This is a genomic window from Kitasatospora sp. NBC_01539 (assembly GCF_045040525.1).
Taxonomy (GTDB): Bacteria; Actinomycetota; Actinomycetes; order Streptomycetales; family Streptomycetaceae; genus Kitasatospora.
The window spans coordinates 5,561,301-5,573,305 of record NZ_CP109390.1 but is presented as its reverse complement, the minus strand read 5'-3'; the positions used below and the strand labels follow the sequence as shown (position 1 = coordinate 5,573,305).

The window sequence follows — 12,005 nt, the reverse complement described above, 5'->3', positions numbered from 1 at the left end:
GATGGGAATAGCGACCTGGTGTGCACCGTTCCGCTACCGGCCGCCGTCGCGCGACAATGGACGACGGCCGACCCCGCCACCAGCCCTCCGGAGGTGTCCGTCCATGCCCGATCCCCACACGCAGGCGTCCGACCAGAGCGGCGTCCCCGCACCGGCCGCCCCGGGCCCGGGCAGTCCTCCCCGCCGGCTGCGACCGGCCCACCTGATCTTCGAGCCGCAGGCGGAGGAGCCGGAGCCCGAGCGGTTCTTCGACCTGGAGTCGATCGACGACCCGGCCGAGCTGCTGCGCCGGTCCACCGAGCTGGCCCTGGCGTTCCGGGCGGCGGCGGAGCGGGCGACGGACTTCCAGGCGATCGCCGCCGCGCAGCTCGCGGACACCCGCCGTTTCGACGCGCTGACGCCCGCCGAGATCGCCGACCGCGCCGAGTGGACACCCGACTACGCGGCCCGCATGGTCGAGTACGGCCGGGGTCTGCAGCAGCAGCGCCGCACCGACCACTGACCGTCCGCGGCCCCGGCACCCTGCCCGTACCGGGCCTCTGGCATATGCGGCCGGTAAGGGTACGCCGGGGCGCGCCGCGGTGTCCGGTGAACGGGCTTTTCCGTCCCGGCCCGCCCCCGCCCGGTCCACCCTGCTGGGGTGGACATCTGGACGTATGAATCGGTGGAGTACGTCACCGTCGCCGGGGAGGCCTGGCTGGCCTCCGCCAGCGAGTACCCGCGCTCCATGCGCGCCCTGTGGGAGTCGCGCCCGTGGGCTTCCAGCGTGCTGCCGTGCGGGCGCACCTTCGACGTGATCAGCATGCCGGCGCTGTTCGGCCGCCGGGTGCTGGACGAGCTGTGGTCGTCCGGTCCGGGCTGCGGCCCGGTCGCCTCGTACCGCGGCCGCACCCTGCTCTTCGTGCAGCCGGGTGCGGCGCCCCGGCTGCGCACCCTGCTGGCCTGGGAGGAGTGGGCGCGGGACGTGCCGCCGCTGCTCTGCCACGGCCAGGGCGACGCGGTGACCGTGCCCCCGCTGCAGCGCATGGTGGACGCCCCCGACTCCCCCGCGCTCGGCGGCGGCCGCTGGATCGTCGCCCCGGACACCCGCGAGCCCTGGCTGCCGGGCGCCGCCGTGGTGCTCTGGGCGTGTGTCCGGGCGGCGCGCGGCGAGCACCGCGGCCGGGCGGCGGCGACGGCCGGGCTGCCGGGCGTGGGTGCGGGCCTGGAGGTGTCCGTGGAGCCGGTGCCGTCGGCGTGAGCACACCCGCCGTTTTCGGTTTTGGTTCCACCGCGGGCCGCTGCTAGAGTCTTCCACGTCAGCAGGCGCCGCTAGCTCAGTTGGTTAGAGCAGCTGACTCTTAATCAGCGGGTCCGGGGTTCGAGTCCCTGGCGGCGCACAGACGGTCGGAAGCCCTTCGCGAAAGCGGGGGGCTTTCGGCATTTCCCGGAGCCTCGCCGACTGCTACCCTCCCCGGACATGGCGCCCGACGATCCCGCGCGCAGCACACCACCGGGCTGGGAGGAGTGGCTCCGCGCCGAGCTCTCCGGCCTGGAGGCGTCCGCCCTGCGCGCGCACCGCGCGGCACGGCGACGGCGGCGCCTGCTGGTGGCGCTGATCCCGCTCACGGTGCTCGCCCTGGCCGCCGCCCTGGCGGTGCTGCCCCGCTCCGGCACCGACCGTCCCGTGCCGTACCCGACGGGGAGCCCCGCCCCGTCCGCGTCCACCGTGCCCACCACGCCCACCGTGCCCACCGCGTCCGGCGGGCGGTCCGCCGCCTGCTGCCCCGCCGTCCTGCCCGGCGGCTGATCGAACCGCCGGCCGGCCGAACCGGCGGCCGGCCACTGACCGGCATGTCCCGGGCCCGCGGCCGGAGCTGACGGACGGACCGGGCGCGGACGCGCCCCGGACGCCCGCGGGGCCGCCCCCGGAGGGACGGCCCCGCGGTACCCGGGCCGGGTCAGCGGCCGCGCAGGCTGCGGTAGGTGCCGACGAGCGCGGCGGTGGAGCTGTCCAGCGCCTCCGTGCCCTCGCCGGTCAGCAGCACGGGCTCGATGCGCTTGGCGAGCACCTTGCCGAGCTCGACGCCCCACTGGTCGAAGGAGTCGATGTTCCAGATCGCGCCCTGGACGAACACCTTGTGCTCGTACAGCGCCACGAGCTGGCCGAGCACCGACGGGGTGAGCTCGGTGGCCAGGATCGTGGTGGTGGGGTGGTTGCCGCGGAAGGTCTTGTGCGCGACCAGTTCGGCGGGCACGCCCTCCGCCGCGACCTCCTCCGGCGTCTTGCCGAAGGCGAGTGCCTGGGTCTGGGCGAAGAAGTTGGCCATCAGCAGGTCGTGCTGGGCGACGAGGCCGGGCAGCAGGCCGTCGACCGGCGCGGCGAAGCCGATGAAGTCGGCCGGGATGACCTTGGTGCCCTGGTGCAGCAGCTGGTAGTAGGCGTGCTGGCCGTTGGTGCCGGGGGTGCCCCACACGACCGGGCCGGTCTGCCAGGTGACGGGGTTGCCGTCGCGGTCCACCGACTTGCCGTTGGACTCCATGTCGAGCTGCTGGAGGTACGCGGTGAACTTCGACAGGTAGTGCGAGTACGGCAGCACCGCGTGCGACTGCGCGTCGAAGAACGCGCCGTACCAGACCCCGAGGAGGCCGAGCAGCAGCGGCACGTTCTGCTCCGGCGGCGCGGTGCGGAAGTGCTCGTCGACCACGTGGAAGCCGTCCAGCATCTCGCGGAACCGCTCCGGGCCGATGGCGATCATCAGCGAGAGGCCGATCGCGGAGTCGTAGGAGTAGCGGCCGCCGACCCAGTCCCAGAACTCGAACATGTTGGCGACGTCGATGCCGAAGTCGGCGACGCCGCCGGCGTTGGTGGAGAGCGCCACGAAGTGCTTGGCGACCGCGTCCTGATCGGCCCGGAGCTCGGTGAGCAGCCAGTTCTTGGCGGAGACCGCGTTGGTGATGGTCTCGATGGTGGTGAAGGTCTTCGACGCGACGATGAAGAGCGTCTCGGCGGCGTCGAGGCCGACGAGCGCCTCGTGCAGGTCGGCGCCGTCCACGTTGGAGACGAAGCGGACGTCGATGCCGCGGTCGGTGTAGGAGCGCAGCACCTCGTACGCCATCGCGGGGCCGAGGTCGGAGCCGCCGATGCCGATGTTGACGACCGATCGGATGCGCTTGCCGGTGTGGCCGGTCCAGGCGCCGCTGCGGACGCGGTCGGCGAAGGCGGCCATCGTGTCGAGCACGGCGTGCACGGCCGGCACGACGTTCTCGCCGTCGACCTCGACGACGGCGCCCCGGGGGGCGCGCAGCGCGGTGTGCAGGACGGCGCGGTCCTCGGTGATGTTGATCTTCTCGCCGCGGAACATGGCGTCGCGCAGTTCCGCGACGCCGGCGGAGGCGGCGAGGTCGCGCAGCAGCGCCAGCGTCTCGTCGGTCACCAGCTGCTTGGAGTAGTCCACGTGCAGGTCGCCGACGGACAGGGTGTAGCGGCTGCCGCGCTCGGGGTCCGCGGCGAACAGACCGCGCAGGTGCTGCTCGCCCAGCTCCGCGCGGTGCTTGCCCAGCGCGGCCCACTGGGGCGTGCGGTCCAGGGGGGTGCGACCGCCGGTGCGGTTGTCCGACATCGGTTGCTCCTTGAGTCATCCGGATTGCAGTACCGGCAGGGCCCGGCGGGAGGGTTGCGCTCGGTCCGACGGCAGGATGGTGCGTTCGCCGGCTCCGTTGACGGCCATGCCCGCGGCCAGCCTATCCCCGGGCGGCCCGCTCATCGGCGCGCCGAGCGGAGGTCGAGCTGGCGGAGCACCTCGTCGGCGACCTCGGGGACGCCGCCGGGCTCCCCACGCGCCGTCAGCACCTCGCGGCGCGATGCGGCGATCATCTCCTCCTCCAGGGCCGCGGCCTGCTTCCACACGGCGAAGGTCCGCTTGGCCTCGGCGGCCCGTTCCTCCTCGTACCGTTCGGGGCGGAGCCGGGCGAGGCGGTCGTGCTGGCGCTCGCGGAGGCGCTCGACGAGGTCGGCGGGGAGGTGGCGCTCGTCCTCCAGCTCGGCGAGCCGGTGCAGGCCCGCCTTCGCGGCCCGCCACCAGAGCAGCCGGACGGCCTCCTCGTGGGCGTCCGGGTGGTCCCTGAGCCCGGTCAGCCGCGCCACCCACGGCAGGGTGAGCCCTTGCACCAGCAGGGTGAAGAGCACGACGCAGAACGCGACGAAGACGATCTCGCCGCGGGCCGGGAACGCCCCACCGCCGTTCACGGTCAGCGGCACCGCGAGGGCCAGCGCCACGGTGGCCACGCCTCGCATCCCGGACCACCAGAGCACGACGGTCTCCCGCCAGCTGATCGGCGTGTCCTCCGTGCCGTGGGTGACCCGCCGCGACAGCCAGGCGGCGGGCAGCAGCCACAGCAGCCGCAGGAGCACGACCGTGGCGATCACCCAGGCGGTGTCGCCGACCATGCTCTCCCAGCTGCCGCGGACGTCGGCGAGCACGGTGCTGAGCTCCAGCCCGATCAGGCCGAACGCCACCCCGGTGATGAGGATCTCGACGATCTCCCAGAAGGCGTTCCCGACCAGCCGGAACGACACGTCGTCCGCGTCGGCGGCCCGGTCGGCGAGGTAGAGGGCGCAGATCACGACCGCCAGCACGCCGGAGCCGTGCGCCTCCTCCGCGACGGTGTAGGCGGCGAACGGCACCAGCAGGTTGAGGGCCACCTGCTGGGTGGGGTCGTCGAGCCAGCCGGCCAGGCGGGCGTTGAGCCAGCCGAGCGTGATGCCGACGACCACGGCGACCACCGCGGAGAGCACGAACCGCAGGGTCGCGTGCGGCACGGAGAAGTCGCCGCTCACGACGGCCTCGACCGCGAGCGAGTAGATGACGATCGCGGTGACGTCGTTGAAGAGGCCCTCGCTCTCCAGGACGGCCACCAGTCGGCGCGGCAGGCCGACCGAGCCGGCCACGGCGACCGCCGCCACCGGGTCGGGCGGCGAGACGACCGCGCCGAGCACGACGGCGGCGGCGAGCGGCAGGCCGGGCACCAGCCACCGGAAGACGACGGCGACCACCGTGGTGGTGACGACGACCAGGGCGACGGCGAGCAGGAGGATGGAGCGGATGTTGGCCCGGAAGTAGCGCACCGAGGAGCGGCGGGCCACCGCGAAGATCAGCGGCGGCAGTACGAGCGGCAGGATCAGCCCGGGCGGCACGGTCACGTTCGGGATCTGCGGCACCAGGGCCATCACCAGGCCGAGCAGGGTCATGAGCACCGGCTGCGGCACGTGGATGCGGCGGGCCAGCGGCATCGTCACCACCGACACCAGCAGCACCAGGAACAGCAGTGACAGCTGGGCCACCGATCGACTCCCTGCGTCCGTTGCGTCCGCACGGGTGCGGACGGCTCCACGATCCGGCTGCCCCCGAACCCACCGGGGCAGCGTAAATGTGACAAAGGTCCCGCCTGTTGCGGCTCGCCGGACGGGCCCTCCGCGACCCGCGGCGCTGATCTCCCGTCAGCGGTCCCGGTGCCGCACCGGGCACTCCCCGGCAGGCCCGGGCCGACCGGCCCGGCGCGGCCGCGGAGGGCACGGATGTGCGTCCGACCTGCGGGAGCGTGTATGGTTGTCCACGTCAGCGCGCGCCGCTAGCTCAGTTGGTTAGAGCAGCTGACTCTTAATCAGCGGGTCCGGGGTTCGAGTCCCTGGCGGCGCACAGACGGTCGAAGGCCCCTCGCGGAAGCGGGGGGCCTTCGGCGTTCCCGGGGCCGGCAGGGGCCTGCCCGTCACGGCCCGCCGGCGACCAGCGCGCGGTGGAGTGCGGCGGACGCCGCCCCGGGCGCGACGGCGCGGGCGGCGAGCCAGGCCGCGGCGCCCGCCGCGCTGCCCGCCGTCCGCAGCGCGGCCCCGGGCCGGCGGCGGGCCAGCTCCGCGCGGACGGCCGCCGCGAGCGGGGTGCCGGCCGTGAGCAGTCCGCCGGCCAGCACCACCGGCCCGTCCGCGGCCGGCGGACCGACCGCCTCCAGCGTGTCGGCCAGCAGCCCGGCGGCCCGGTCGACGACGGCCTGCGCGGCGGCGTCGCCGTCCGTGGCGGCGTCGAGGACGAGCGGGGCGAGCCGCGCCAGCCGGGCGGGCGGTTCGCCGTACACCGCCGCCAGGACGGCGGCCCGCAGCCCGTCGCCGTCGCTCCGCCCGGTGAGACGTGCGGCGGCCGCGGCGGCGGCACCGGTGAGCGGCCGGCCCGCGTCGACGGCGTCGAGGGCCAGCCGGACGGCCTCCCGGCCGAGCCACTGGCCGGAGCCGCGGTCGCCGAGCAGCCAGCCGTGGCCGTCGGCGAGCCGGACGAGGGTGCGGTCGCGGATCAGGGCGGCGACCGCGCCGGTGCCGGCGATCAGCACGGCGCCGTCCGGGCGGGTGGTGCCGGCGGTGTACGCGAGCGCGAGGTCGCCGGTGGTGTGCGGGGTGACGGGCAGGCCGGCGGCGGCCCGCAGCAGTTCGGGCGGGGGTGCGGTGACGAGGGCGCCGGCGAGGCCGATCACGCAGGCCGTGACGGCGGCCGGGTCGAGGCCCGCGAGGGCGGCGCGCACGGTGTCGCCGACGGTCTTCACCGCGGCGTCGAGGCCGTGGGCCACGGGGTTGGCGCCCTCCCCGCGGGCGCTGCCGTGCACGTGCCCGTGCAGGTCGGCGACGACGGCCCGGCTGCCGGTGCCGCCGGCGTCCACGCCGAGGACGAGCGGGCCGGTCATGGTGTCTCCTCGTCGTCGCGGTGACCCCACTATCGGCGCACGCCGGACGGCGGTCAACGACCGGCGGGTCCGGAGGCCGACGGCCTCCGGACCCGCCGGACGGGGGTGACGGACGGGGGTGACGGACGGATCAGCCGAAGTAGGAGTCGAAGTTCTTCGAGAACTCCTGCCCGCCGAAGCGGTCCCAGTTGATCGACCAGGTCATCAGGCCGCGCAGGTTCGGCTGGGCGCCGGCCCGCGGGACGTAGCTGCCGCAGTTCGCGGCCTTGGTGAGGCAGTCGAGCGCCTTGTTCACCTCGGCCGGGGAGACGTAGCCGTTGCCGGCGTTGGTGGTGGCCGGCATGCCGATCGCGACCTGCGAGGCGGCCAGGGCGGGGAACACGTTGGCCGTGTTGCCGGCCACCGGGAAGCCCTTGAGCAGCATGTCGGTCATCGCGACGTGGAAGTCGGCGCCGCCCATCGAGTGGTACTGGTTGTCCAGGCCCATGATCGAGCCCGAGTTGTAGTCCTGGACGTGCAGCAGGGTGAGGTCGCCGCGCATCGCGTAGATGACCGGCAGGTAGGCGCCGGCGCGCGGGTCCTGCCCGCCCCAGGGGCCGGAGCCGTAGTACTGGTAGCCGAGCTGCACGAAGAAGGTCTCCGGGGCCATGGTCAGCACGAAGCCGGCGCCGTACTTGGCCTTGAGCGTCTTCAGGGCGGAGATCAGGTTGACGATCACCGGCGAGGTCGGGTTCTTGAAGTCGGTGTCGCCGGTGTTGAGCGACAGCGAGTGGCCCTCGAAGTCGATGTCGAGGCCGTTGAGGCCCCACTTGTCGATGATCGCGGAGACCGAGGAGACGAACGCGTCGCGGGCGGCGGTGGTGGTGAGCTGGACCTGGCCGTTCTGGCCGCCGATCGAGATCAGCACCTTCTTGCCCTGCGCCTGCTTGGCGGCGATGGCCGCCTTGAAGTCGGCGTCCGACTCGACGGTCGGGCACTCGGTGGCCGGGCAGCGGTTGAACCGGATGTCGCCGGAGGTCACCGAGGTCGGCTCGCCGAAGGAGAGGTTGATGACGTCCCAGGAGGCCGGGATGTCGGCCATCCGGGTGTAGCCGGCGCCGTTGGCGAAGCTCGCGTGCAGGTAGCCGACCAGGGCGTGCGCGGGCAGACCGCCGCCGGGCGGCTGCGTCGTGGGCGGCTGGGACGTCGGGGGCTGCGAGGTGGGCGGCTGGGAGGTCGGCGGCTGCGACGTCGGGGGCTGCGAGGTGGGCGGCTGCGACGTCGGCGGCTGGGACGTGGGCGGCTGCGTGGGCCCGCCCGGTCCGTCCAGCGAGACGTCGTCCGCGTAGTAGGTGCCCTGGCCGTACCAGCCGTGGGTGAAAACGGTCGCGCTGGTCTGGCTCGCGCCGGTGGTGAAGCTGACGGTGAGCTTCTGGTAGCTGCCGCCGGTGCTCGGGGTCCAGGTCGAGGTGCCGCCGTTGACGCCGAGGTAGACGTAGGCGCCCTTGACGTACGCGCTGAGGGTGTAGGCCGTGTTGGGCGCGACGGTGACGGTCTGGGTGCACTGGGCGTTGTCGCTCGCCGAGGCGGCGCCCGCCAGGGCGTAACTGCCGCTGTGTGCCTGACCCGTGACGACGCTGCCGGTGCCGCCGGTGCAGCTCCAGGCGCCGAGGGCGCCGCTCTCGAAGCCGCCGTTGGCGAGGAACTCGCCCGCGGAGGCGGAGTTGGCGAGGCCGAAGGTCAGCGCCGCGGCGCCGGCCGCGGCGACCGTCCAGGCGGTGGCGGCGGCCAGCAGGCGGCGGCCGGGCGGTGCGGCGTGGGCGGGTCCTGAGGAAGCGCGCATGTGGGGGATGCTCCTGCCGTAAGACGTGGGGGAGGGTGTCCGGGACCGGCGTGGGGGCCGGCACGGCCGCGCCGACACGGCGGAGCATCGCCGCATTGGACTGGACCATTCCTGGACTAGACCACTGAATCGAATCCACGTGCGCCTGTCAATGGAGTCGGCGCACCGTCAGGGCCCGTCGCGGTGTTCGCAGTAGGGCGGCGGGTTGCGGGCCCCCCGCGAGCGCCGAACCATGGAGAAGTGTCCGGATATCTCAGGTACCCCCACGTCCGCGGCGGGCTCGTCACCTTCACCGCCGAGGACGACGTGTGGGTCGCCCCGCTCGGCCCGGACGGCGGCACCGGACGGGCCTGGCGGGTCACGGCCGACCGCGTCCGGGTCAGCCACCCCCGGCTCTCCCCCGACGGCCGCACCGTCGCCTGGACGAGCTGGCAGGCCCTGACCCCCGAGGTGTGGACCGCCCCGGTGGAGGGCGGCGAGGCCGTCCGGCTCACCCACTGGGGCAGCCCCGACACCCGCGTGCGCGGCTGGCTGCCCACCGGTGACGTCCTGGCCGTGACCTCGTACCACGAGCCGTTCGCCCACTACACCTGGGCGTACGCGCTGCCGCCGGACGGCGCCCCCGGCCGCCGGATGCCCTGGGGGCCCGTCAACGACGCCCAGGTCGGCGTCGACCACACCGTGCTGCTGACCGCCGCCGCCCCGCACAACCCGTCCTCCTGGAAGCGCTACCGCGGCGGCGCCACCGGGCGCCTCTGGCTCGACCACGGCGAGCTGCTGCCCGGGCACACCGGCCACCTGGCCTCCCCCATGCCGGTCGGCGAGCCCGACCGGCCGCGCGTCGCCTTCCTCTCCGACCACGAGGGCATCGGCAACCTCTACTCCTGCCGCACCGACGGCACCGACCTGCGCCGCCACACCGACCACGCCTCCTACTACGCCCGCGAGGCGGCCTCCGACGGCACCCGCATCGTCTACCAGCACGCCGGCGACCTGTGGCTGCTGGACGGACTCGACGCCCCCGCCCCGCGCCGCCTGGACGTGCCGCTGGGCGGGGCCCGCGCCGGCCGCCGCGCCTACCACGTGTCGGCGGCGCTCAACGTCAAGGACCTCGTCTGCGACGGCACCGGCCGGGCCGGCGTGATCAACGTGCGCGGCAGCCTCTACTGGCTCACCCACCGCGACGGCCCCGCGCGGGTGCTCGCCGACACCCCCGGGGTCCGGGCCCGGCTGCCCGTGCTGCCCGCCCACGGCGGCCACGTCGCCTGGATCACCGACGCCGAGGGCGAGGACGCCGTCGAGATCGCCCCGCTGCCCGCCCGCGGCACCGACGGCGGCGGCCCCTCCCGCCGGATCGCGGCCGGCCGGATCGGCTGTGTCCAGGAGCTCGCCGCCGCACCGGACGGCCGCCACCTCGCCGTCGCCGCCTCCGACGGCCGCCTGCTGCTCGTCACCACGGAGGACGGCGACGTCCGGGAGGTCGCCGCCTCCCACTACGGGCCGGTCAGCAGCCCGGCGTTCTCACCCGACTCCCGCTGGCTGACCTGGTCGCAGCCGGTCGCGGGCCGCTCGCTGCGGTCGATCCGGCTCGCCCGGGTCGACTCCTCCGAGCGGATCGTCGACGTCACCGGCGGCCGCTTCGAGGACGAGCACCCCGTCTTCACCCGGGACGGCCGCTTCCTGGTCTTCCTCTCCTGGCGCGGATTCGACCCGGTGCACGACGTGCACACCGGCGACATGTCGTTCCCGCTCGGCTGCCGCCCGTACCTCATCCCGCTCGCCGCGGACACCCCGTCGCCGTTCGCCGCGCCGGTCGAGGGCCGGCCCGCGGTCGGGGTCGACCCCGACGCGACCGGCGGCGACGGCACCGTCACCGTCGACCCCGAGGGGCTCACCAAGCGGCTGGTGCCCTTCCCGGTGACGGCCTCCAAGTACTCGGCCACCGCGCCGGTGCGCGGCGGGGTGCTCTGGCTGCGCTGGCCGATCTCCGGCGCCCTCGGCCAGACCTTCGCCAACCCCGCGGACACCTCCGGCCGGCCCTCCCTGGAGTACTTCGACCTCGCGCACGGCACCCGCACCACCGTGGTCGACCAGCTCGACGGCTACGCGGTCGCCGGCGACGGCGGATCGGTGCTGGTGTACTCCGCCGGGGCCCTCAAGCTGCACCCGCTGCCCGGCGGCTCCCCCGTCACCGTCGACCTGCGCCGCATCACCCACACCGTGCACCCCGGACCCGAGTGGCGGCAGGCCTACCACGAGGCCGCCCGGATCGTCCGCGACCAGTTCTGGGACAGCGACATGTGCGGCCTCGACTGGCCCGGCCTCGTGGCGCAGTACGAGCCGCTGCTGGAGCGCATCGCCGGCCCCGACGACTTCGCCGACCTGCTCCGCGAACTCCTCGGCGAACTCGGCACCTCCCACGCCTACGTCACGCCCTCGCGGCGCGGCGAGGGCCCGCAGCTGCTCCAGCAGCCCCTCGGACTGCTCGGCGCCAACACGCACCGCGCCGCGGACGGCCGCTGGCTGGTCGACCGCATCCTGCCCGGCGAGTCCTCCGACCCCCGGGCCCGCGCGCCGCTCGCCGGCTACGGCATCCAGGACGGCGACGAACTGCTCGCCGTCGACGGCCGCCCGCCCGACCCCGTCCGCGGACCCGCGCCGCTGCTGGCCGGCACCGGCGGCTCCACCGTGGAGCTCACCCTGCGCTGCCGCGGGACCGACCGGATCCGCCGGATCGCCGTCACCCCGCTCACCGACGAACGGCCGGTCCGCTACCAGGACTGGGTGGTCAAGCGGCGCAGCCTCGTCCAGGAGCTCAGCGACGGCCGGTGCGGCTACCTGCACATCCCGGACCTCGGCGGCTCCGGCTGGGCGCAGTTCAACCGCGACGTGCGCAGCGAGCTCGCCAAACCGGCCGTCATCCTCGACGTCCGGGGCAACGCCGGCGGCAACGTCTCCGAGCTGGTGCTGGAGAAGCTCGGCCGCCGGGTGCTCGCCTGGGACTTCACCCGCGGCCGGCACCCGGTGCGCTGGCCGCGCGACGCCCCGCGCGGCCCGGTGGTCGCCCTCGCCGACCACGCCACCAGCTCGGACGGCGACGTCATCATCGCGGCGATCAAGGTGCTCGGGCTCGGCCCGGTCGTCGGCACCCGCACGTGGGGCGGCGTGGTCGGCATGACCGGGCGGCACACGCTCGGCGACGGCACCCAGATCTCGGTGCCGAAGAACGCCTCCTGGTTCACCGAGGGCATCGGGTGGGGTGTGGAGAACCACGGCGTGGAACCGGACGTGGAGGTGCTGCGCAGCCCGCACAGCTGGGCGCTCGGCGAGCACACCGACCTCGCGGCCGCGGTCGAGCTGGCGATGGAGCTGCTGGCGGAGCGGCCGGCCGCGGCACCGCCGCCGCACGACGCACCGCGGCCGGACCTGCGGCGTCCGCCGCTGCCGCCCCGGCCCTGACGGCGGGCGCGGCAGC

7 protein-coding genes, 2 tRNA genes and 1 pseudogene are annotated in these 12,005 nt (G+C 74.8%); 6 read left to right on the top strand and 4 right to left on the bottom strand.

The annotated features are described in order from the left end of the window. Positions 1-103 precede the first annotated feature (103 nt). The 4 genes and pseudogenes from OG335_RS24195 (at position 104) to OG335_RS24180 (ending at position 1,789) form a co-directional block, all read left to right on the top strand. The gene (locus OG335_RS24195; protein WP_405013211.1) at positions 104-502 is read left to right on the top strand and encodes a hypothetical protein; all 399 of its coding nucleotides are present in this window, start codon (positions 104-106) and stop codon (positions 500-502) included. A gap of 114 nt (positions 503-616) precedes the next feature. After that, positions 617-1,240: pseudogene (locus tag OG335_RS24190) on the top strand (bifunctional DNA primase/polymerase); the annotation flags it as partial. 65 nt (positions 1,241-1,305) lie between these two features. Beyond that, positions 1,306-1,379: transfer RNA gene (locus OG335_RS24185), tRNA-Lys, on the top strand. 80 nt (positions 1,380-1,459) lie between these two features. Further along, a complete protein-coding gene (locus OG335_RS24180; protein ID WP_405013210.1) occupies positions 1,460-1,789 on the top strand; it encodes a hypothetical protein in 330 nt (109 codons plus the stop codon). A 151-nt stretch (positions 1,790-1,940) separates the two neighbouring features. Here OG335_RS24180 and pgi read toward each other — a convergent pair whose 3' ends face one another. Continuing rightward, positions 1,941-3,602 carry a glucose-6-phosphate isomerase gene (gene pgi, locus OG335_RS24175; RefSeq protein WP_405013209.1) on the bottom strand — a complete coding sequence of 554 codons (1,662 nt, stop codon included), beginning with the start codon at positions 3,600-3,602 and terminating at the stop codon, positions 1,941-1,943. A 140-nt stretch (positions 3,603-3,742) separates the two neighbouring features. Further along, positions 3,743-5,323: a Na+/H+ antiporter gene (locus OG335_RS24170; RefSeq protein ID WP_405013208.1), complete on the bottom strand. Its 1,581-nt coding sequence runs from the start codon at positions 5,321-5,323 to the stop codon at positions 3,743-3,745. Positions 5,324-5,604: 281 nt separating this feature from the next. Between OG335_RS24170 and OG335_RS24165 the strand changes: the two genes are divergently transcribed. Next, positions 5,605-5,678, top strand: a tRNA-Lys gene (locus OG335_RS24165). Positions 5,679-5,748: 70 nt separating this feature from the next. Here OG335_RS24165 and OG335_RS24160 read toward each other — a convergent pair. Together OG335_RS24160 and OG335_RS24155 are read right to left on the bottom strand one after the other, a co-directional pair. Next, positions 5,749-6,708: an N-acetylglucosamine kinase gene (locus tag OG335_RS24160; RefSeq protein ID WP_405013207.1), complete on the bottom strand. Its 960-nt coding sequence runs from the start codon at positions 6,706-6,708 to the stop codon at positions 5,749-5,751. A 130-nt stretch (positions 6,709-6,838) separates the two neighbouring features. Beyond that, complete coding sequence (locus tag OG335_RS24155) at positions 6,839-8,530, bottom strand: chitinase (RefSeq protein WP_405013206.1); 1,692 nt, start codon at positions 8,528-8,530, stop codon at positions 6,839-6,841. Between the two features lie 240 nt (positions 8,531-8,770). Here OG335_RS24155 and OG335_RS24150 point away from each other — a divergent pair, with 240 nt between their 5' ends. Beyond that, on the top strand, positions 8,771-11,989 hold the full coding sequence (locus tag OG335_RS24150) for a S41 family peptidase (protein WP_405013205.1): 3,219 nt from the start codon (positions 8,771-8,773) through the stop codon (positions 11,987-11,989). The last annotated feature ends 16 nt before the right edge of the window (positions 11,990-12,005 follow it).

What these genes read in the sequence shown, in the direction of transcription:
- OG335_RS24195 (WP_405013211.1), top strand. Translation starts at nt 104, where the DNA reads ATGCCCGATCCCCACACGCAGGCGTCCGACCAGAGCGGCGTCCCCGCA.
- OG335_RS24180 (WP_405013210.1), top strand. Translation starts at nt 1,460, where the DNA reads ATGGCGCCCGACGATCCCGCGCGCAGCACACCACCGGGCTGGGAGGAG.
- pgi (WP_405013209.1), bottom strand. Translation starts at nt 3,602, where the DNA reads ATGTCGGACAACCGCACCGGCGGTCGCACCCCCCTGGACCGCACGCCC.
- OG335_RS24160 (WP_405013207.1), bottom strand. Translation starts at nt 6,708, where the DNA reads ATGACCGGCCCGCTCGTCCTCGGCGTGGACGCCGGCGGCACCGGCAGC.
- OG335_RS24155 (WP_405013206.1), bottom strand. Translation starts at nt 8,530, where the DNA reads ATGCGCGCTTCCTCAGGACCCGCCCACGCCGCACCGCCCGGCCGCCGC.